18 protein-coding genes are annotated in these 19996 nt (G+C 71.6%); 2 read left to right on the forward strand and 16 right to left on the reverse strand.

Annotated features, from left to right (window positions below):
- Positions 1–165 precede the first annotated feature (165 nt).
- From M446_RS10955 to M446_RS10990, 8 genes are all read right to left on the reverse strand, one after another.
- Entirely contained in the window at positions 166–1167 is a 1002-nt protein-coding gene (locus tag M446_RS10955) for an asparaginase (protein ID WP_012332171.1), read from the reverse strand.
- 195 nt (positions 1168–1362) lie between these two features.
- Positions 1363–1605, reverse strand: coding sequence for a hypothetical protein (locus M446_RS10960; RefSeq protein ID WP_012332172.1), 243 nt, complete (start codon positions 1603–1605; stop codon positions 1363–1365).
- Between the two features lie 65 nt (positions 1606–1670).
- Positions 1671–2510 carry an ABC transporter ATP-binding protein gene (locus M446_RS10965; protein ID WP_012332173.1) on the reverse strand — a complete coding sequence of 280 codons (840 nt, stop codon included), beginning with the start codon at positions 2508–2510 and terminating at the stop codon, positions 1671–1673.
- Positions 2511–2720: 210 nt separating this feature from the next.
- Positions 2721–3995, reverse strand: a complete 1275-nt coding sequence (locus tag M446_RS10970) for an ABC transporter substrate-binding protein (protein WP_012332174.1) — start codon at positions 3993–3995, stop codon at positions 2721–2723.
- Positions 3996–4138: 143 nt separating this feature from the next.
- Entirely contained in the window at positions 4139–5212 is a 1074-nt protein-coding gene (locus M446_RS10975) for a branched-chain amino acid ABC transporter permease (protein WP_012332175.1), read from the reverse strand.
- Positions 5213–5219: 7 nt separating this feature from the next.
- Complete coding sequence (locus tag M446_RS10980) at positions 5220–6113, reverse strand: branched-chain amino acid ABC transporter permease (protein WP_012332176.1); 894 nt, start codon at positions 6111–6113, stop codon at positions 5220–5222.
- Positions 6114–6118: 5 nt separating this feature from the next.
- The gene (locus M446_RS10985; RefSeq protein ID WP_012332177.1) at positions 6119–8092 is read right to left on the reverse strand and encodes a long-chain fatty acid--CoA ligase; all 1974 of its coding nucleotides are present in this window, start codon (positions 8090–8092) and stop codon (positions 6119–6121) included.
- Positions 8092–8901, reverse strand: a complete 810-nt coding sequence (locus tag M446_RS10990) for an ABC transporter ATP-binding protein (RefSeq protein WP_012332178.1) — start codon at positions 8899–8901, stop codon at positions 8092–8094. Before M446_RS10990 ends, M446_RS10985 begins: the two co-directional genes overlap by 1 nt.
- A gap of 234 nt (positions 8902–9135) precedes the next feature.
- Here M446_RS10990 and M446_RS10995 point away from each other — a divergent pair, with 234 nt between their 5' ends.
- Positions 9136–9798 (forward strand): TetR/AcrR family transcriptional regulator, encoded by a 663-nt coding sequence (locus M446_RS10995; RefSeq protein WP_012332179.1) that lies wholly within the window; start codon positions 9136–9138, stop codon positions 9796–9798.
- On the opposite strand, the gene M446_RS11000 is transcribed toward M446_RS10995, so the two are convergent.
- The 8 genes from M446_RS11000 to M446_RS11035 form a co-directional block, all read right to left on the reverse strand.
- Positions 9770–11002 carry a phenylacetate--CoA ligase family protein gene (locus M446_RS11000; RefSeq protein ID WP_012332180.1) on the reverse strand — a complete coding sequence of 411 codons (1233 nt, stop codon included), beginning with the start codon at positions 11000–11002 and terminating at the stop codon, positions 9770–9772. The two genes, M446_RS10995 and M446_RS11000, sit on opposite strands and share 29 nt — an antisense overlap.
- Before the next feature lie 66 nt (positions 11003–11068).
- The gene (locus M446_RS11005; RefSeq protein WP_012332181.1) at positions 11069–11566 is read right to left on the reverse strand and encodes a DUF3368 domain-containing protein; all 498 of its coding nucleotides are present in this window, start codon (positions 11564–11566) and stop codon (positions 11069–11071) included.
- 3 nt (positions 11567–11569) lie between these two features.
- Positions 11570–11890, reverse strand: coding sequence for a UPF0175 family protein (locus tag M446_RS11010; RefSeq protein ID WP_265576588.1), 321 nt, complete (start codon positions 11888–11890; stop codon positions 11570–11572).
- On the reverse strand, positions 11887–12756 hold the full coding sequence (locus M446_RS11015) for an HpcH/HpaI aldolase/citrate lyase family protein (RefSeq protein ID WP_012332183.1): 870 nt from the start codon (positions 12754–12756) through the stop codon (positions 11887–11889). The genes M446_RS11010 and M446_RS11015 overlap by 4 nt, the downstream gene beginning before the upstream one ends.
- The gene (locus M446_RS11020; RefSeq protein ID WP_012332184.1) at positions 12756–13265 is read right to left on the reverse strand and encodes a MaoC family dehydratase; all 510 of its coding nucleotides are present in this window, start codon (positions 13263–13265) and stop codon (positions 12756–12758) included. Before M446_RS11020 ends, M446_RS11015 begins: the two co-directional genes overlap by 1 nt.
- Positions 13262–15250: an acetyl/propionyl/methylcrotonyl-CoA carboxylase subunit alpha gene (locus M446_RS11025; protein WP_012332185.1), complete on the reverse strand. Its 1989-nt coding sequence runs from the start codon at positions 15248–15250 to the stop codon at positions 13262–13264. The genes M446_RS11020 and M446_RS11025 overlap by 4 nt, the downstream gene beginning before the upstream one ends.
- A gap of 148 nt (positions 15251–15398) precedes the next feature.
- Positions 15399–17006 carry a carboxyl transferase domain-containing protein gene (locus tag M446_RS11030; protein ID WP_012332186.1) on the reverse strand — a complete coding sequence of 536 codons (1608 nt, stop codon included), beginning with the start codon at positions 17004–17006 and terminating at the stop codon, positions 15399–15401.
- Positions 17007–17010: 4 nt separating this feature from the next.
- The gene (locus tag M446_RS11035) at positions 17011–18183 is read right to left on the reverse strand and encodes an isovaleryl-CoA dehydrogenase (protein WP_012332187.1); all 1173 of its coding nucleotides are present in this window, start codon (positions 18181–18183) and stop codon (positions 17011–17013) included.
- 106 nt (positions 18184–18289) lie between these two features.
- On the opposite strand from M446_RS11035, the gene M446_RS11040 reads away from it, so the two are divergent.
- Positions 18290–19987 (forward strand): AMP-binding protein, encoded by a 1698-nt coding sequence (locus tag M446_RS11040; RefSeq protein ID WP_012332188.1) that lies wholly within the window; start codon positions 18290–18292, stop codon positions 19985–19987.
- Positions 19988–19996 lie beyond the last annotated feature (9 nt).

Consider the following 19996-nt stretch of genomic DNA (forward strand, 5'->3'; position numbering starts at 1 on the left):
GGGATCGAGAACGATCAAGCTCATCGGGTTCTCCGTATCAGATCCCCGTCGCCCGGAACGAATCACGACGGGGAGATGTGGCGGAGATATGGCAAATAACGAAAGATTAACGGTCGATCGACCGATCCTCGCCGGAAAAGCCCGGCGAGGCCGCGGCCGGCCGGCTCAGTAGGTCGCGAAGATCTCCGCCACGGCGCCGGGGTCGCGCGTCAGCGTGAGGGCCAGGGCAAGGAGGATGCGCGCCTTCTGGGGGGTGAGGTTGTCGGCGCTGAGGATGCCGCGCTCCCGCAGGCGGCTGGAGAGGGGCACGACGCCGCTGCCGGCGCGGGTCGATTGCACGACGAGCACGCCGGCCCTCGCCGCCGCCGCCAGGGCGTCCGCCTCGGCGGGAGGCGTCATGCCGGGGGCGAGGCCGGCCGAGACGAGGCCGCTCGCGCCCGCCGCCACGAAGGCCCGCACCGCCGTCCCGTCCGCGTCCGCGTAGGCGTAGGCGATGTCGACCCGGGGCAGGGCGGGGAGCGCGCGGATGTCGAATTGGGTGCCGGGGGCGTGCCGCCGCTCGGCGCGCCGGTAATAGGTCACGGAGGGGCCGTCGACCTGGCCGAGGATGCCGAAATCCGCCGTGCGGAAGGTCTGCAGGCGGGCGACCGAGGTCTTGGTCACCTCGCGGGCGGCCTGGATCTCGTCGTTGAGCACGACCAGCACGCCCCGTCCGCGGGATTGCGGGGACGCCGCGGTGCGGATCGCGTTCACGAGGTTGAGGGGCGCGTCGCTGGACAGGCCGCTGATCGGCCGCTGCGAGCCGACTACCACCACCGGCACGTCCACCGTCAGGGTCAGGGAGAGCGCGTAGGCGGTCTCCTCCAGCGTGGCGGTGCCGTGTCCGATGACGATGCCGGCGAGGTCCGGATGCGCGGCGACCTGATCCTCGCACAGGCGCACGAGGTCGCGCCACTCGGCGAAGCCGATGCCCGGGCTGGTCACGGCCCTGAACCGCACCGGGATCACCTCCGCGACGGCGCGGGCCTCCGGCACGGCGTCGAGGATCGCGTCGGCCTCGAGCCGCTGCTCGGTCGCGGTGTAGTCGAGGAGGTCGAGGCTGTCGCGCCCGACGGAGGAGAGCGTCCCGCCCGTCCCGATGAAGGCCACTTTCGGCCGCCGCGTCATGGTTCCGGCTCCCTGTTGTCCCGCGGGAAAGCAGAGGCGGGAAACCGGGCGCCGCGCAAGCGCCAAGATGGGGCGCGGGCGATGCGGGGCGCGAGAGCATCGTCCGACGAGGCGACCGCCGGCTCGTCGCGGCCGACGCGGCACGATCAAGGACCCGGAGCAGGCTCCCCGATCGCGGCGTAACCGGATCCTGCTCTAGTGAAGTTCGACGGCGGCCTGGATCACGTGGGCCGGCGGGAGCGTCGCGGGGTCCGGCAGCCCCGCCAGGTCCTGGCTCGGCGCGGGGGAGGGGCTCTGGACGTAGCAGCGCCGGATCGCGTGCCAGAACGCCGCGCGGGCCTCCGGGCCGAGATCCGAGAGGCGGAGGTTGAGCGCCTCCTCGCCGGCCCTGGCGCAGGCCTCGACGTCGTCGGGCGACAGGTGGGTGGTGGTCGGCATCCGCGTCTCGCTCCTCCGTGACCCCCGACAACGCGCGAGGGCCCGGAATGGTCCCGCTCGACGCGTCAGATCCAGCGCTTGCGGCGCTTGAAGCTCTTCAGGTTCTTGAAGGTCTTGCGCTGGTCACCGGCCCCGCCGAGGTAGAACTCCTTCACGTCCTCGTTGGCGCGCAGCTCCTCGACGGCGCCGTCGAGCACGACCTTGCCCTGCTCCATGATGTAGCCGCGGTCCGCGACGGCGAGCGCCGCGCGGGCGTTCTGCTCCACGAGCAGGATCGTGACGCCGAGGGCCCGGTTGATCTGCCGGATGATCGAGAAGACCTCCTTCACCAGGAGGGGCGACAGGCCCATCGAGGGCTCGTCCATCAGGATCAGGCGGGGCTTGGCCATGAGGGCGCGCCCGATCGCCAGCATCTGCTGCTCGCCGCCCGAGAGGTAGCCGGCCGCGCCGGTGCGCTCCTTCAGGCGGGGGAAGTAGGTCAGCACCCGCTCCAGGTCGTCCGCGATGCCCGACCGGTCGCGGCGCGAGAAGGCGCCGAGCCGCAGGTTCTCCAGCGGCGTCATGTCGGCGATGATCCGGCGGCCCTCCATCACCTGGAAGATGCCCCGGCGCACGATCAGGTCGGGCTCGATCCCGTCGATGCGCTCGCCCCCGAACAGGATCTCGCCGCGGGTGACCTCGCCGTTCTCGGAGCGCAGCAGCCCCGAGACGGCCTTGAGGGTGGTCGACTTGCCGGCGCCGTTCGCCCCGAGCAGCGCCGTGATCGAGCCCGCAGGCACGTCGAGGCTCAAGCCCCGCAGCACCAGGATGACGTCGTCGTAGACGACCTCGACGTTGCGCAGGGCGAGGAGCGGCGCGGAACCCGCCTCCGCGGCGGGGCGCTCCAGGGTCATGATCTCGGACATGGGGGCTCCGCGACGGTGGCAGGGGGCGGGATCCGGTCGATGCGGGGCCCCGGCGAGGGGGCCCCGCGCCTCACGCGGGACCGGACGGGGTCATCCGCTGTCCGGACGATCACGTCCGGACGGCGGATGACGAGCCCGCGCGGCGCGAGCCCGCGCGGCGTTTGAGCGAAGCCGAAATCCGCATTGCGAAGCAATCAATCGGATGTCGTATCACCAGCCGAACCAGTCCGGCTTGCGCGGCAGCTCCACCGTCTTGACCGGTTCGAGCTTCACGGTGCCGGCCTTCATCAGGTCGGCGATGGCGCCCTCGGTCGGGCCCGAGACCCTGGCGCGGTAGATCGACACCGTCATCATCCCGCGATGGTCGTTCTCGGACCAGGTCGAGGGAACGCAGACGCCCTCCATTCCGGCCGGCACCCAGTTCTTCTTCTGGTAGAAACCCTTGCGCACGTTGGGGCCGGCGATGCCGCCGTTGTCCTTGGCCCAGCCGATCGCCTCGACCATGTAGAGCGCCGCGCACACCCCCGAGAGGTAGTGGACCGGCCGGTAGACCGTGCCGTTCGGATCCGACTCCTTCGAGATCTCGGCGATCGTCTTCAGGCCCGGCGCGCTGCCGCCGGTCACCGCGGCGGTCCGCACCGGGAAGACCACGCCGTCGGCCGCCTCGCCCGCCGCCTTGGCGGCGTTCTCGTCCATGCCCCAGACGTTGCCCATGAACTGGATGTCGGCGCCCGCCGCCTTGCAGGACTTGAGCAGCGAGATGTTCGAGCCGCCGGTATTGCCCAGATAGGCGTAGTTCGCCCCGGCATTCTTGGCCGTCAGGCACTGGGCGGTGTAGTCGCCGGGCGCCAGCGCGAAGACGATGGCCGGCAGCACCTCGAAGCCGAGGTCCCGCGCCATCGCCTCGCCCGCCTCCTTGGGCGAGTTCGGGTAGGGGTGGTTGCCGCCCATGTGGACGTATTTCGGCTTGCCGGGCTTGCCCTTCGCCTTCCAGTCCTCGGCCGCCCAGAGCAGCATGGCCCGCAGCGCGTCCGAGTAGGTCGGCCCGTAGAAGAAGTTGTAGGGGGCGGCCTTGGCCTTGCCGCTGGCGCCGGTCGGGTCGCTCACCTGCGCGGCGTAGGAGCCCGAGATGTAGGGCACCTCGTCCTTGGCCACGAAGGCCGAGAGCGCCTCGGTGTCGGCGGTGCCCCAGCCCTGGATCGCCGCGACCTTGTCGCGCCCGCTCGTCCACTTCTTGTACTGCGCGACCGCGCGCGGCACCTGGTAGCCGTAATCGACCGACTCGACCGCGAGCTTCTGGCCGCCGACGCCGCCCTTGCGGTTGATCCAGGCGAGCGCGTCCGCGACGCCCTGGGCATAGGGCACGCCGACGTCGGAGGTGGCGCCGCTCTGGTCGGCGAGGTGACCGATCGGCACGTCGGCGGCGCGGGCCGGCAGCGCGAGGGCGAGGGCGAGCGCGGGGACGAGGGAGACGGGGCGAAGCATCCTTGGATTTCCTCCGGTCACGGTCTGCGGCCGTTCGGCCTGCCAAGCGGAATGGCGTGGCGTGGTTCTGCTTGGTTTCTTGTTGCCGCCTCATTCGCCGAACCGGTGACCCCTCCGGCGAACGATGCTCGGGTGTCTTGGCGTCAGTGCGAGAACGGGTAGAGCTTCCAGTAGGCCTTGATCTGGCGCCAGCGATGGGCGAGGCCGTCCGGCTCGAAGATCAGGAAGAGGACGATCACGAGGCCGATCGCCATCTCGCGCAGGAAGGAGAGGTTGTCCTTGAGCGCGAGCGCCCGGTCGACGGCCGAGCCCTTCACCGCGTCGGTGAGCCAGCCCATCGCCTCGGGCACCAGCACCATGAAGGCGGTGCCCATCAGCGTGCCCATGATCGAGCCGAGGCCGCCGATGATGATCATGCCGAGGAACTGGATCGAGAGCAGGATCCCGAAGCCCTCGACCGAGACGAACTGCAGGTAATGGGCGTAGAGCCCGCCGCCGACCCCGGCGAAGAAGGCCGAGAGGCCGAACGAGAGGGTGCGGTAGCGGGTGAGGTTGATCCCCATCATCTCGGCGGAGAGATAGTGGTCGCGCACCGCCACCAGCGCCCGGCCGTCGCGGCTGCGCATCAGGTTGGTGGCGAGCACGAAGGTCAGGACGAGGTAGGCGAGGACCACGTAGAAGTAGCGCTGGTCGGTGTCGAAGGCGAAGCCCAGGATCGAGAAGGCCTCGGCCGGCGTGCCCGCCACGCCCCCGGTGAACCAGTTCGCCCGGGCGAAGAAATCCTGCAGGATGTACTGCGCGGCGAGCGTCGCGATGGCGAGGTAGAGGCCCTTGAGCCGCGCCGCGGGCAGGCCGAAGACGAGGCCGACCGCCGTGGTGAGCACGCCCGCGAGCGGGATCGCGAAGAAGACCGGAACCGAGAAGGTGTTGGACAGCCAGGCTGACGCGAAGGCGCCGAAGCCGAAGAAGGCGGCGTGCCCGATCGAGATCTGGCCGGTGAAGCCGACCAGGATGTTGAGCCCGAGCGCCGCCACCGCGAAGTAGCCGATCTGGATGAGCAGGCTCAGCCAGTAGCGGTCGAGGACGAGGGGCGCGCAGGCCAGGAGCGCGATGCCCGCGAGGACCGCGTAGCGGCTGCCCGCGGTCGGAAAGATGGTGGTGTCGGCCGCGTAGCTGGCGCGGAAGTCGCCGGCCGGGATCAGGCTCTGGGTCGCCATCGTGTCCTCAGACGCGCTCGATGTCGCGGGTGCCGAACAGGCCGTAGGGTTTGATCATCAGGATCACCACCAGCACGTAGAAGGGCACGATCTCGTAGAGGTTGCCCCAGTGCAGGTACTGGCCGTCCACGTACTGGGCGAGGTTCTCCAGGAGCCCGATCACCAGGCCGCCGATGACGGCGCCGACGACGGAGTCGAGGCCGCCCAGGATCACCGCCGGGAAGACCTTGATGCCGTAGAGCGAGAGGGCCGAGGAGACGCCGTTGACGATGCCGACCACCACCCCGGCGACCGAGGACACCACCGCCGAGATCGCCCAGGCCATGGCGAAGACGTTGCGCACCGGGATGCCGAGGGACTGCGCCACCTGCTGGTCGAAGGCGGTGGCCCGCATGGCCAGCCCGTGCCGCGAGTAGCGGAAGAACCACGCGAAGGCGGCCATCATGGCGAGCGAGATGCCGAGACTCATCACGTAGGCGCTCTGGAACTCGAAGCCGAGCACCGAGACCTGCTGCGCGGAGAAGATCGGCGGGAAGGGCTGCGCGAACACCCCGAACAGCCACTTGCACAGGGCCTGGAAGAAGATCGAGAGCCCGATCGTGACCATGATGACCGAGATGATCGGCTCGCCGATCAGCGGGCGCAGCACCACGACTTGCAGGGCGATGCCGAAGACCAGCATGAACGCGAAGGTGACGAGCATCCCGACCCAGAAGGGCAGCTGGTAGGTGGTGAGGAGCCACCAGCAGATCCAGGCGCCGATGAGCAGGAACTCGCCCTGGGCGAAGTTCACGACCTGGCTCGCCTTGTAGATCAGGACGAAGCTCATGGCGACGACGCCGTAGAGCGCGCCCACGATGAGCCCGTTGAGGACGAGCTGGAGCAGGAGATGCGAAGTCATCGGCGCTACTCGGCGGCGGCGAGGATCGGGGCGGCCGGGCGCAGATCGATGACCGGCAGATTCGTGCGGATGCGCTGGGTCGAGCCGTCCTGGAAGCGGATCACCGTGTCGACCCGGTAGCTCGGCTGGCCCGCGTAGATCGCCGCGATGAGGTCGGCGTATTTCTCGTTGATCACGCCGCGGCGGACCTTGCGGGTGCGGGTGAGCTCGCCGTCGTCGGCGTCGAGTTCCTTGTAGAGGAGCACGACCTTGGCGATGCGCTGCGCCTCGGCGAGCGAGGCGTTGACGCGCTCGACCTCCGCGCGCAGGAGCGCGATGGTCTCGGGCTTGGCCGCAAGGTCGCTGTAGGTGGTGAAGGCGACGCGGTTCTTCTCCGCCCATTTCGCCACCACCGAGAAGCGGATGCAGATCAGAGCCGCGAGGTAGTCGCGCCCGGCCCCCAGGATCACCGCCTCGGCCACGTAGGGCGAGAACTTGAGCTTGTTCTCCAGGTATTGCGGCGAGAAGCGCTCGCCGCGGGCGTTGACCGCGAGGTCCTTGACCCGGTCGATGACGACGAGCTCGCCCTTGGCATCGAGGTAGCCGGCATCGCCGGTGTGCATCCAGCCGTCGACGACGTCGCCCGTGCCCTCCGGCATCTTGTAGTAGCCGAGGAACATGTTGGGGTGCTTGGCGTGGATCTCGCCGATGCCGTTGCGGTCGGGATCGACGATCCGCACCGTGATGCCGTCGTCGAAGGGCACGCCCACCGTGTCGAAGTCGACCGTGCCGCCCCGGTGGAGCGTGTAGGCGCCCATCGCCTCGGTCTGCCCGTAGAGCTGGCGCAGCGGCACGCCGAGGGCGCGGAAGAACCGGAACGTGTCGGGACCGAGCGCCGCCCCGCCCGTCGCCGCCGAGCGCAGGCGGGTGAAGCCGAGCCGGTCCCGCAGGGCCCGGAACAGGATCAGCTCGGCGAGCGGCGAGCGGGCGCCCGTGTCGAGGGCGGCGAGGCCCCGCTCCATCCCGCGGGCGAACAGCCACTGCTTGAGGGGCGAGGCGTCCATCATCCGGGCGCGCACATCCGCGGCGACCGCCTCCCAGACCCGGGGCGCGAAGAGCACGAAGGTCGGGGCGATCTCCCGGAAATCGTGCATCAGGGTGTCGGCTTCCTCGACGAAGTTCACCTTCATCCGCGACAGGAGGGCCTGACCGAGGGCGTAGACCTGCTCCATGATCCAGGGGAGCGGCAGCACCGAGACGTAATCGTCCTGCGGCCCCTTGGGATCCGCGGCGAGGTAGCTGGCGCAGTGGCGCAGCACCCGCCCGGCGCTCAGCATGGCGAGCTTCGGCCGCGCCGTGGTGCCCGAGGTGGTGCAGAGGATCGCCACCGTCTCGCCGTCCCCGGCCTCGACCAGCCTGTCGTAGAGGCCGGGCTCGGCCGCGTCGAGCGCGGCGCCGCGCCGGGCCAGCGCCTCGGCCGAGATCAGCCGGCGGTCGTCGTATTTGCGGATCCCGCGCGGGTCCGAGTAGACGATGTGGCGCAGGCTCGGGACGCGGTCGGCGAGGGCGAGGAGCTTGTCGACCTGCTCCTCGTCCTCGGCGAAGACCACCCGGGCCTCGCCATAGTCGAGGAGGTAGAGAACCTCGTCCTCCAGCGCGTCCCGGTAGAGGCCGAGCGAGAGGGCGCCGAGCGCGTGGGCGGCGATCTCGCCCGCCACCCAGTCGGGCCGGTTGTCGCCGATGAGGCCGATCACGTCGCCCTCGCCGATGCCGAGGTCGCGCAGCCCGAGGGCGAAGGCCCGCACCCGGTCCTGATACTGCGCCCAGGTGATCGGGCGCCACAGCCCGAGATCCTTCTCGCGCAGGGCCACGTCGTGCGGGTGCTCGCGCGCGTTGAGCCGCAGCAGCTTCGGGAAGGTGTCGGCCGCGGCCGCGCGGGCGGCGTAGTCGGTCGCGCGGGCGGCGGAGACGGCCGTGCGGGCGGCGGAGACGGCCGCCATCACGACACCGCCCGGATCGGCGCCGCCGGGGTCTCGGCCTCGTCCTCCTCGCCCAGATAGGCCCGGCGCACGTGGGGATCGGCCAGCACCGCCTCCGGGCGCCCGAGCGCGATCCGGCGCCCGAAATCGAGCACCATCACCCGGTGCGAGATGTCCATCACCACGCCCATGTCGTGCTCGATCATCACGACCGTCATCCCGAATTCCTCGTTCAGGTCGACGATGTAGCGGGCCATGTCCTCCTTCTCCTCGAGGTTCATGCCGGCCATCGGCTCGTCCAGGAGGATCAGCTTGGGTTCGAGCGCCATCGCGCGGGCGAGCTCGACCCGCTTGCGCAGCCCGTAGGACAGGGTGCCGGCCACCGCCTTGCGGTAGGGCTGCAGGTCGAGGAAGTCGATGATCTCCTCGACGCGCCGGCGATGCGCCAATTCCTCGCTCCGGACGCCCGGGATCCAGTAGAGCGCGCCGGTCAGGAAGTTGTTGCGCAAGAGGTGGTGGCGCCCGACCATGATGTTGTCGAGCACGCTCATGTGGTGGAAGAGGGCGAGGTTCTGGAAGGTGCGGCCGATGCCGAGCTTCGGCCGGGCGTTCGGGCTCGCCCGGGTGATGTCGTTGCCGCCGAACAGGACCTGCCCCTCGGTCGGCCGGTAGCGGCCCGAGATGCAGTTCAGCATCGACGTCTTGCCGGCGCCGTTCGGGCCGATGATCGAGAACAGCTCGCCGGGTTCGACCGTGAAGCCGACATCCGTCAGGGCCTTCACGCCGCCGAAACGCAGCGAGACCTGGCGAACCTCAAGGGCTCCCGCCACGCTCTTCCTCCCTCCGCTCCGGCGGCCGCCCTCATGGTCGGGGCGGCTCTGCCGTGCAGGTCCCCGCCCCGCGGGGCGGTGCCATGCAGCTGGGAAATACGTTCGACTGTTTTTTTCTGAGCGTCAAGTGATACAGTGGCGCGACGTTCGTCGAAGAGGGGCGGGGAAGCCCGCCCGCACCGGGGAGAGACCCGGCGCCTCGGCGGGCCGGTGGGACGGGGGTCGAAGCACACGATGGCGCGCATCGCCGGCTCGTCGGGGCCGAGGACCGAGGAGGCGATCCGCAGGGCGGGCCTCCAGCTCCTCTACACGCACGGCTACGCGGCCATGAGCCTGCGCCAGCTCGCGGGCGTGGTCGGCATCCAGCAGGGCTCGCTCTACAACTATTTCCGGAACAAGCAGGAATTCCTGTTCGACCTGATCCGCCGCCACATGCGCGACCTGCACGCGGCGCTCGACGCGGCGCTGCTGCCGGAGGGCAGCGCGGTGGCGCGGCTGACGCGCTTCGTCGAGTTCCACGTCGCCTACCACGTCGAGCGGCCGCAGGAGGTCTTCATCTGCTACTCCGAGCTGCGCAGCCTCGAGCCGGAGAACTACGCCGCGATCGTCGCGATGCGGCGCGACTACGAGGCCAAGCTGGTCGAGATCCTGGAATTCGGCCGGGAGACCGGCGAGTTCCGCTTCGCCGACACGAAGATGACCGCCTACGCGATCCTCGCCCTGCTGTCGGGCATCTGCACGTGGTTCCGGCCGGGCGGGCGCCTGAGCAAGGACGACGTGCGGGAGACCTTCCTCGGCATGGTCCTGTCGCTGGTGAGCGGGGCGGGGATGCGCGAGAGCTTCGCCGAGCCGCCCCGGCTCGCCGCGATCAGCCGGTCGGGCGCTCGTCGGCGATGACCTTGCCGTCGTTGGGCAGGCTGCCCGGCGGGACGAGATCGACGTCGCCGCGCAGCTTCGTCACCGCCCGCAGGGTCTCGGCCACCGCCTCGGCCAGGGCTCGGCCGGGCGCGGCGCACTCGGCCCGCAGGGTCATCGCGTCGGTCTCGTCGGCGCGGGCGACGACGAGGCGCAGGCGGCCGAGTTCCGGGTGGCGCCGGCCCAGCTCCGCCACCTGCTCTGGCCGCACGAACATGCCCTTCACCTTGGCGGCCTGATCGGCCCGGCCCATCCAGCCGCGGATCCGCGGCGCCGTGCGCCCGCAGGCGCTCGCGCCGCCGAGCGACGCGGTGAGGTCGCCGAGGGCGTAGCGGATCAGCGGCCGGTCGGGATCGAGCACCGTGACGACGATCTCGCCGACCTCCCCGTCCGGGACCGGGTCGCCCGTGCCGGGCCGGACGATCTCCAGGATCAGGTCCTCGTTGACCACGAGCCCGTCGCGGGCGCCGCTCTCGTAGGCGATGAAGCCGACATCGGCCGTCGCGTAGGCCTGGTAGGCGTCGATGCCGAAGCCGGCGACGATCTCCTGCAGGCTCTTGGGGAAGGCCGCGCCCGAGACGAGGGCGCGCCGCAGGCTCGCGACGTCGCGGCCGGCGCTCCGCCCGGCCTCGACCAGGATCCGCAGGAAGTCCGGCGTGCCGCAATAGCCGACCGGCCGGTAGGCCTCGATCAGGTCGAGCTGCTGCTCGGTCTGGCCGGGACCGGCCGGGATCACCGCGCAGCCGAGCGCCCGCGCCGCCGTGTCGAAGATGAAGCCGCCGGGCGTCAGGTGGTAGCCGAAGGTGTTGAGCACCACATCGCCGGGCCGGAACCCGGCCGCGAACAGGCAGCGCGCCCCGCCCCAGGGATCCTCGCCCGCGCGCTGCGGCTCGAAGATCGGGCCCGGCGAGGTGAAGAGCCGCGGGAAGCGCCCGGGCGCCGCCGGCACGAAGCCGCCGAACGGCGGGGCGCCGCGCTGCATCCCGGGCATCTCGCCCTTGCGCAGGACCGGCAGGCGGGCGAGGGCGGCGCGGTCGGTGACCGAATCCGGGTCGATCGCGCCGAGATGGGCCGCGTAGGCGGGGCTGTTCAGGGCCGCCGCCAGGGCGGTCGGCAGGCGGGCGAAGAGCGCGGCGTCGCGCGCCGCCGGGCTCTCGGTCTCGCGGGCGTCGTAGTGCTCGGACATGCGGTCCTCCCTGTCGGCCGGCCCGTCGCCGGTCCTTCGTCCGATGGGACGAGGCCGGGTGCCCGCTCAGGGCGCCCCCTCGCCGGTTTCACTCCGGTGACGCTCCAGCACCGCGTCCAGGAGAGCGGGCCGGCAGCGGAAGCTCGTCGCGCGCAGCTTTTGCAGCGCGAGCTCGAGGTCGACGAGCCCGCGGCGCGCCGCGAGATCGAGGAGGCCGAGCGTCCCGGTGACGGAGAGCCCGCTCGCCCGCGCCGCAGGCACGCCGGCGCGGTCATCCATCAGGAGCAGGTCGGCGCCCGTCGCGCAGGCGAGCAGAACGGCGGCGCGCTCGCCGATGTCGAGACGCGCGAGATGCGGGACGTCCTGCCCCGGACAGGTCTCCACCCTGAGCCAGGACGGCGGCTCCTGAATGCGGGTGCGTACCGCCGGTGGAGCGTCCGGGTGTCCCAGTTCGGCGGCAACCTCCTCCGGAACGACGATCACCCGGAACAGCGCCGGAAGGATGTCGATCTCTCGAATCAGGATGAGATAGTTGAGCGGCCCGGTATCGGCGACGACGCGCAAATCTCACAAGCCGAGCTTGGCGAGGTCCGACCGATCGCGATCGAGATCGGCGAGACCGAGTTCCGTGAAGATCCCACGAGCCTTGAGGAAGCCATCCAGGGCCGCCCGAGTGCCGAAGCCGAGCAGCCGACGCAATTCCGGCTCGGTCACCCGGCCCGATCGGTACTCCTCGACGGCGAAGGCCTCGAGCGCTCGCCGGGACAGATCCTCTCCGTTCGAGGCGAGACGCTTCGCCAGATCGTCCGGGATGGGGACGGTTACGTTCACGGCGCGCATTCGTTCATGGCGGAGACGGGGAAGACCTTCGCACAGGTCGCCGGTCACGGAAAGCCGCCGTGGCGCGCCAGCAGCCGCTCCGCCCGCCGCAGGTGCGGCCGGTCGAGCATCTGGCCCTCGATCCCGACCACGCCGGTCCCGGGCGCCTGCGCGAAGGCCGCGACCACCGCACGGGCCCGCGCGATCGCCTCCGGGCTCGGCGTGAAGGCGGCGTTGATCACCGGCACCTGGGCCGGGTGGATCGCCATCTTGCCGACGAACCCGTCCCGGCGCGCCTCGGCGCATTCCCGCGCGAGGCCGTCGAGGTCGCGGAAGGCGGCGTTGATCGTGTCGATCGCGTCGACCTCCGCGGCGGCGGCGGCGAGCAGCGCGAGGTGGCGGGCGAGCCGGAACGGGCCGCTCCAGCCGGTCTCGTCGCGGTTCGTCTCGGCGCCGAGATCGGCGGAGAGGTCCTCCGCCCCCCAGGTCACCCCGACGAGGCGCGGACTCGACCCCGCGAGGCTGCCGAGCGCGAAGACCGCCCGGGCGGTCTCGGTGGCGATCGGCAGGATGCGGGTGGCGCCGTCGGGCAGGCCCGCCCGCGCCTCGTGGACGGCGAGCCGCGCCCCGAGCGCCGCCACGTCCGGCCCGCCCGCCGCCTTCGGCAGCACGATCCCGTCCGGCCCCGCCGGCATCACCGCCGCGAGGTCGTCTTCGGTGAGACCGGTGTCGAGGGCGTTGACCCGCACGTAGAGGCGCGGGCCTCCCCGCCCGCGCGCCCGGGCGAGGAAGCCCGCGGTCGCCGCCCGGGCCGCCGGCTTGGCGTCGAGGGCGACCGAATCCTCCAGGTCGAGGATCAGCGCGTCGGCCCCGGATTCCAGGCCCTTGTCGAGCTTGCGGGGCGAATCCCCCGGCACGAACAGGAGCGAGCGCATCAGGCGGTCTCCGCCTCCGAAGCCGCCGGGCGGCGGCGCATGAAGGCCTGGCGGCGGCACTCGGCCACCAGGGTTCCGTCCTGCTTGTAGGCCCGGTGGACGAACTCGACGAGGCCGGCATCGGGCCGCGAGCGGGATTCGCGCTTGCCCGCCACCTCGGTCTCGACCCGGATCGTGTCGCCCTCGAAGAGCGGGGCGGGGAAGCGCACGTCGGTCATGCCGAGATTGCCGATCGTGGTGCCGAGCGTGGTGTCGTTGACCGAGATCCCGATCATCAGCCCGAGGGTGAAGAGCGAGTTCATCAGCGGGCGGCCCCACTCGGTCTCGGTGGCGCAGAAATGCGCGTCGATGTGGAGCGGCTGCGGGTTCAGGGTCATGGTGGAGAACAGCATGTTGTCCATCTGCGTCACCGTGCGGGTGAGGCGATGGTGCAGCACCCGGCCGACCTCGAAATCCTCGAAGTAGAGGCCGCCGCGCGGATGGGTCGAGACGGGAAGGGGCGGCGTCATGCGGGTTCCTCCGGGCCGGCGGCATTCGTCTCCCCGTCGGCGTCCGGGCGGATGCCGATGAGGCGCGCGCCCTCGGCGACCTGGGCGCCGGCCTGCGCCGTCACCTCGGTCACCTCGCCGTCGGACGGGGCGGTGAGGGCGTGCTCCATCTTCATCGCCTCGACGATGGCGAGGCGCTGGCCGCGGGTGACCCGGTCGCCGGGGGCGACGAAGAGCGCGACGAGGCGGCCGTGCATCGGCGCCTTCACGCTGCCGCCCTCGCCGATATGGTCGAGATCGACGTCGAACGGGTCGGGCGGGGCGAGCGCCACCTGCCGCCCGCCCGCCACCACGAGCACGCCGCGCTCGCCCGGGACGACGTGCGCCCGGTCCTGCGCCCGCGCCTCGCCGCCCACCTCGATGGTCAGCGCGCCGCCGCCCTCCGGCCAGGCCAGCACGACCTCGTGCGCCTCGCCCTCGACCAGGATCGGGAAGGCCTGGCGCCGGCCGGCGCCGAGCTGGAATCCGTCCGCGAGGTCCCAGGGGGAGGGCGGGGAAGCGGGCGCGATCCGCTCGCGCGCGAGGAGGGCGGCGACGCCCTGCCGGATCGCCCCGGGATCGATCCCGGCGCCGCGCCCGGTCAGCGCGTCGAGGTGGCGGTCGATGAAGCCCGTGTCGAAGCGCCCGGCCCGGAAATCCGGGGCGAGGGCGAGCGCCCTCAGGAAGGCGACGTTGGTCTTCGGGCCGGCCACCAGGGTGCGGTCGAGGGCCGCGGCCAGCCGGTCGAGCGCCTCGCCGCGGGTCGCCCCGTGGGCGATCACCTTGGCGATCATCGGATCGTAGAAGGGCGAGACGGTGTCGCCCTCGCGCACGCCGGCATCGACGCGCAGGCCCTCGCCGGAGGGCAGGGCGAGGGCGCGCAGCCGCCCGGTCGAGGGCAGGAAGCCTCCGGCCGGATCCTCCGCGTAGAGCCGCGCCTCGACCGCGTGGCCGTCGATGGCGAGGTCGTCCTGGCCGAGCGGCAGGGGCTCGCCCGCCGCGACGCGGAACTGCCACTCCACCAGGTCGAGCCCGGTGATCGCCTCCGTCACCGGATGCTCGACCTGCAGCCTCGTGTTCATCTCCATGAACCAGAACCCGTCCGGCCGCAGTCCCTCGCGCCCGTCGGCGATGAACTCGACGGTGCCGGCGCCGACATAGCCGACCGCGCGGGCCGCCTCGACCGCCGCCCGCCCCATCGCGGCGCGCATCTCGGGCGGCATGCCGGGGGCGGGGGCCTCCTCGATCACCTTCTGGTGGCGGCGCTGGAGCGAGCAGTCGCGCTCGAACAGGTGCAGGGCGTTGCCGTGGGCGTCGCAGAAGACCTGGATCTCCACGTGGCGCGGGCTCAGCACGTATTTCTCGACGAGCACGCGCGGGTCGCCGAAGGCGCCGAGCGCCTCGCGCTGCGCCCCTTCGAGGGCGGCCGAAAACGCCTCCGGGGCCTCGACCCGGCGCATGCCCTTGCCGCCGCCGCCCGCCACCGCCTTGATCAGCACCGGATAGCCGATCGCGGCGGCCTGCGCGGCGAGGAAGTCGGGCTCCTGGCGCGGGCCGTGATAGCCGGGCACCACCGGCACCCCGGCCCTGGCCACCAGCGCCTTGGCGGCGTCCTTGAGGCCCATGGCCCGGATCGCCGCGGCCGGCGGGCCGACGAAGACGATTCCCGCCTGCGCGCAGGCCTCGGCGAAATCCGGCCGCTCGGAGAGGAACCCGTAGCCCGGATGGATGCAATCCGCCCCCGCCCGCCGCGCCGCGTCGAGGAGGCGGTCGATCCGGAGATAGGATTCCGCGGCCGGCGCCGGGCCGATCGGATGGGCCTCGTCCGCGAGGGCGACGTGCTGGGCGGCGCGGTCGGCCTCCGAGTAGACCGCGACGGTGCGCAGGCCGAGGCGCCGCGCGGTGCGGATGATCCGGCAGGCGATCTCGCCCCGGTTGGCGATCAGGACGGAGCGGAGCCCTGTCATGCGGGCCTCCTCCGGGGCCGTCCCGCCGCCCGGGCGAGCGCGCGGCGCCCTCCTCCCGGCTGGGAGTGGGAGAGGGGAGACGGGCTCCCGCGGCCGGTCCTTCGACCCATAGGCATCGCCTCACCTGTTCGACGCGGACGCGTCGCCCTCACATCCGGAACAGCCCGAACCGCGTCTCCTCGACCGGCGCGTTGAGGCAGGCCGAGAGCGCGAGGCCCAGCACCCGCCGGGTCTCCTCCGGCAGGATGATCCCGTCGTCCCAGAGCCGCGCGGTCGCGTAGTAGGGCGAGCCCTCCGCCTCGAACTGCGCGCGGATCGGGGCCTTGAAGCCCTCCTCCTCCTCGCCGCTCCAGGCGCCGCCCGCCGCCTCGATGTTGTCGCGGCGCACCGTGGCGAGCACGCTGGCGGCCTGCTCGGCGCCCATCACCGAGATGCGCGAATTCGGCCACGCGAACAGGAAGCGCGGGCCGTAGGCGCGCCCGCACATGCCGTAATTGCCCGCCCCGTAGGAGCCGCCGACCAGCACGGTGAGCTTGGGCACCGCCGCCGTCGCCACCGCGGTGACGAGCTTGGCGCCGTTCTTGGCGATGCCGCCCGCCTCGACCTCGCGCCCGACCATGAACCCGGAGATGTTCTGCAGGAACAGCAGCGGCACCCGGCGCTGGCAGCACAGCTCGATGAAGTGGGCGCCCTTGAGCGCGCTCTCCGAGAACAGGATGCCGTTATTGGCCAGGATCCCGACCGGCATGCCCCAGATCCGGGCGAAGCCCGTCACCAGCGTGGTGGCGTAGAGCCGCTTGAACTCGTCGAAGTCCGAGCCGTCGACGAGGCGGGCGATCAGCTCGCGCGCGTCGTACTGCTTGCGCAGGTCGACCGGCACGACCGCGTCGAGATCGTCCGCCGGATGCAGCGGCTCCCGGGGCTCCGCGATGTCGAGCCCGGGCCGCTTGACGCTGTTCAGCGTGCCGACGATCCGGCGCAGGATCGCGAGCGCGTGCGCGTCGTCGGTGGCGTAGTGGTCGGCGACGCCCGACAGCCGGGCATGCACCTCCGCCCCGCCGAGATCCTCCGCCGAGACCACCTCGCCGGTCGCGGCCCGCACCAGCGGCGGGCCGCCCAGGAAGATCGTGCCCTGCCGGCGCACGATCACGCTCTCGTCGGACATCGCCGGCACGTAGGCCCCGCCCGCCGTGCAGGAGCCCATCACGCAGGCGATCTGCGGGATGCCCGCCGCCGACATCTGCGACTGGTTGTAGAAGATCCGGCCGAAATGCTCGCGGTCAGGGAAGACCTCGGTCTGCTGGGGCAGGTTGGCGCCGCCGGAATCGACGAGGTAGAGGCAGGGCAGGCGGTTCTGCGCCGCGATCTCCTGCGCCCGCAGGTGCTTCTTCACGGTGACGGGGAAGTAGGTGCCGCCCTTGATGGTCGCGTCGTTGCAGACGATCATCACCTCGCGGCCGGCCACCCGGCCGATGCCGGCGATCACGCCCGCGGCGTGGATCGCGTCGTCGTAGAGGCCGAAGGCGGCGAGCTGGCCGATCTCCAGGAAGGGCGAGCCCGGATCGAGGAGCCGCAGCACCCGGTCGCGGGGCAGGAGCTTGCCGCGGGCGAGGTGGCGCTCGCGGGCCCGGGGCGGGCCCCCCGCCGCGGCCTCGGCGCGGCGCGCCTTCAGGGTGGCGCGCAGCTCGGCCCAGGCCTCGCGGTTGCGGGCGGCCTCCGGGGAGGCGAGGTCGGCGCGGGGGGCGAGGGCCGGCATGGCGTCAGGCCGTCTTCGTGAAGAGCTCGCGGCCGATCAGCATGCGGCGGATCTCGCTCGTGCCCGCGCCGATCTCGTAGAGCTTGGCGTCGCGCAGGAGCCGCCCGGTCGGGTAATCGTTGATGTAGCCGTTGCCGCCGAGAAGCTGGATCGCGTCGAGGGCGCATTGCGTCGCCCGCTCGGCCGCGTAGAGGATCGCGCCGGCCGCGTCCTCCCGGGTGGTCTCGCCGCGGTCGCAGGCCTTGGCCACCGCGTAGACGTAGGCCTTGGCGGCATTCGTCGACACGTACATGTCGGCGAGCTTGCCCTGGACGAGCTGGAACTCGCCGATCGGCTGGCCGAACTGCTTGCGCTCGTGCACATAGGGCAGGGCGACGTCCAGGCAGGCCTGCATGATGCCGAGCGGCCCCGCCGCCAGCACGGCGCGCTCGTAGTCGAGGCCCGACATCAGCACGTTGACCCCGCGCCCGACCTCGCCGAGGACGTTCTCCTCGGGCACCTCGCACTCCTCGAAGACGAGTTCGCAGGTGTCCGAGCCGCGCATGCCGAGCTTGTCGAGCTTCTGGGCGGTGGTGAAGCCCTTCATGCCCTTCTCAACCAGGAAGGCGGTGATGCCGCGCGGCCCGGCCTGCGGGTCGGTCTTGGCGTAGACCACCAGCGTCTCGGCCACCGGGCCGTTGGTGATCCACATCTTGGAGCCGGTGAGGACGTAGCGGTCGCCGCGCTTCTCGGCCCGGGTGCGCATCGAGACCACGTCCGAGCCGGAACCCGGCTCCGACATGGCGAGCGCCCCGACATGCTCGCCCGAGATCAGCGTGGGCAGGTACTTGCGCTTCTGCGCCGCCGAGCCGTTGCGCCGGATCTGGTTGACGCAGAGGTTCGAGTGCGCGCCGTAGGACAGGCCGACCGAGGCGGAGGCGCGCGACACCTCCTCCATGGCCACGCAATGCTCCAGGTAGCCGAGGCCGAGGCCGCCATACTCCTCCTCGACCGTGATCCCGTGCAGGCCGAGCGCGCCCATCTCGGGCCAGAGGTCGCGCGGGAAGGTGTTGGTGCGGTCGATCTCCTCGGCGCGCGGCGCGATCCTGTCCTGCGCGAAGGCGCGCACGCTGTCCCGGATCGCGTCGGCCGTCTCGCCCAGGGCGAAATTGAACTCGCGCGCGGCGTTCGGGATCATGGGCGTCCTCCGATCGTTTCGGCTATCTATACGAACGATCGTTTTTAAAGCAAGGTGGTTTCGCGGCAGCGGCGCGGGAGTCGCCGCGCCGGACCCGGAGGGACTCATGACCCAGCCGCCGCAGCCGAGCTACGTCCACGGCGCCAGCGACGTCCCGCTCCTCGGCCTCACCATCGGCGAGGCGCTGCGGGAGGCGGCCGCGCGCTGGCCGGATCGCGCGGCCCTGATCGCCCCGGCCGCCGGCCTGCGCTGGAGCTGGGCCGAGCTGAACGCGCGGGCCGAGGCTTTCGCGGCCGGGCTGCTCGCCCTCGGGCTGGAGCGCGGCGACCGCATCGGGATCTGGTCGCTCAACAACGCCGAATGGGCGCTGACCCAGTTCGCGGCCGCCAAGGCGGGGCTGATCCTGGTCACCGTCAACCCGGCCTACCGGCTGGCGGAGCTCGAATTCGCGCTGAACAAGGTCGGCTGCAAGGCGCTCGTCACCGCGCGCGCCTTCAAGACCAGCGACTATCTCGGCATGCTGACGACGCTCGCGCCCGAATTGCGCGAGGCGGAGCCGGGCAGGTTGCGGGCGGCGCGCCTGCCGCAATTGCGCGTGGTGATCGAGATCGGCGGCAACTCCCTGCCCGGAACGCTGGCCTTCGAGGCGGTGGCCGAGCGGGCCGGCGCGGCGGAGCGGGCGCGCGTCGCGGCGAACCGGGCGGCGCTGCAATTCGACGACCCGGTCAACATCCAGTTCACCAGCGGCACCACCGGCAGCCCCAAGGGGGTGACGCTGAGCCACCACAACATCCTCAACAACGGCTCCTTCGTCGGGCGGGCGATGCGGCTCGGGCCGGAGGACCGGATCTGCATCCCGGTGCCGCTCTACCATTGCTTCGGCATGGTGATGGGCAACCTCGCCGCGGTCACCTCGGGGGCCGCCATGGTCTATCCGGGGGAGGGGTTCGACCCGCTCGCGACCCTGCGCGCCGTGGAGGCCGAGCGCTGCACCGCCCTCTACGGGGTGCCGACGATGTTCCTGGCCCAGCTCGACCATCTGGAATTCGCGCGCTTCGACCTGTCGAGCCTGCGCACCGGCATCATGGCGGGCTCGCCCTGCCCGATCGCCGTGATGCAGCGCGCCGTCGACCGGATGCATCTGCGGGAGCTCACGATCTGCTACGGCATGACCGAGACCAGCCCGGTGAGCTTCCAGAGCGCGGTCGACGACCCGCTGGAGCGCCGGGTCTCGACGGTGGGCCGCATCCACCCGCACACGGAGGTGAAGATCGTCGATGCCGAGGGCCGGATCGTGCCCCGCGGCACGCCGGGCGAACTCTGCACCCGCGGCTACAGCGTGATGCGGGGCTACTGGGACGACCCCGAGAAGACCGCCGAGGTGCGCGACGCCGCCGGCTGGATGCACACGGGCGATCTCGCGACCCTCGATGACCAGGGCTTCTGCAACATCGTCGGCCGCATCAAGGACCTCGTGATCCGCGGCGGCGAGAACGTCTACCCGCGCGAGGTGGAGGAATTCCTCTACCGCCACCCGGCGATCCAGGAAGTCCAGGTCTTCGGCGTGCCGGATCCCCGCTACGGGGAAGAGCTCTGCGCCTGGGTGAAGCTGCGGCCCGGCGCGACGCTGACCGCCGAGGAGCTGCGCGCCCATTGCGGGGGCCAGATCGCCCACCAGAAGATCCCGCGCTACGTGGAGTTCGTGGACGCGTTCCCGATGACCGTGACCGGCAAGATGCAGAAATACCTGATGCGCGAGGCGATGATCGAGCGGCTCGGGCTCGCGGTGGAGCGGACGGCGTAGGCAGGGTCG

It is taken from the genome of Methylobacterium sp. 4-46, assembly GCF_000019365.1.
Lineage (GTDB): Bacteria > Pseudomonadota > Alphaproteobacteria > Rhizobiales > Beijerinckiaceae > Methylobacterium.

Coding starts and splice junctions, on each gene's coding strand:
- M446_RS10955 (WP_012332171.1), bottom strand. CDS start 1,167: ATGACGCGGCGGCCGAAAGTGGCCTTCATCGGGACGGGCGGGACGCTC.
- M446_RS10960 (WP_012332172.1), bottom strand. CDS start 1,605: ATGCCGACCACCACCCACCTGTCGCCCGACGACGTCGAGGCCTGCGCC.
- M446_RS10965 (WP_012332173.1), bottom strand. CDS start 2,510: ATGTCCGAGATCATGACCCTGGAGCGCCCCGCCGCGGAGGCGGGTTCC.
- M446_RS10970 (WP_012332174.1), bottom strand. CDS start 3,995: ATGCTTCGCCCCGTCTCCCTCGTCCCCGCGCTCGCCCTCGCCCTCGCG.
- M446_RS10975 (WP_012332175.1), bottom strand. CDS start 5,212: ATGGCGACCCAGAGCCTGATCCCGGCCGGCGACTTCCGCGCCAGCTAC.
- M446_RS10980 (WP_012332176.1), bottom strand. CDS start 6,113: ATGACTTCGCATCTCCTGCTCCAGCTCGTCCTCAACGGGCTCATCGTG.
- M446_RS10985 (WP_012332177.1), bottom strand. CDS start 8,092: ATGGCGGCCGTCTCCGCCGCCCGCACGGCCGTCTCCGCCGCCCGCGCG.
- M446_RS10995 (WP_012332179.1), top strand. CDS start 9,136: ATGGCGCGCATCGCCGGCTCGTCGGGGCCGAGGACCGAGGAGGCGATC.
- M446_RS11000 (WP_012332180.1), bottom strand. CDS start 11,002: ATGTCCGAGCACTACGACGCCCGCGAGACCGAGAGCCCGGCGGCGCGC.
- M446_RS11015 (WP_012332183.1), bottom strand. CDS start 12,756: ATGCGCTCGCTCCTGTTCGTGCCGGGGGATTCGCCCCGCAAGCTCGAC.
- M446_RS11020 (WP_012332184.1), bottom strand. CDS start 13,265: ATGACGCCGCCCCTTCCCGTCTCGACCCATCCGCGCGGCGGCCTCTAC.
- M446_RS11025 (WP_012332185.1), bottom strand. CDS start 15,250: ATGACAGGGCTCCGCTCCGTCCTGATCGCCAACCGGGGCGAGATCGCC.
- M446_RS11030 (WP_012332186.1), bottom strand. CDS start 17,006: ATGCCGGCCCTCGCCCCCCGCGCCGACCTCGCCTCCCCGGAGGCCGCC.
- M446_RS11035 (WP_012332187.1), bottom strand. CDS start 18,183: ATGATCCCGAACGCCGCGCGCGAGTTCAATTTCGCCCTGGGCGAGACG.
- M446_RS11040 (WP_012332188.1), top strand. CDS start 18,290: ATGACCCAGCCGCCGCAGCCGAGCTACGTCCACGGCGCCAGCGACGTC.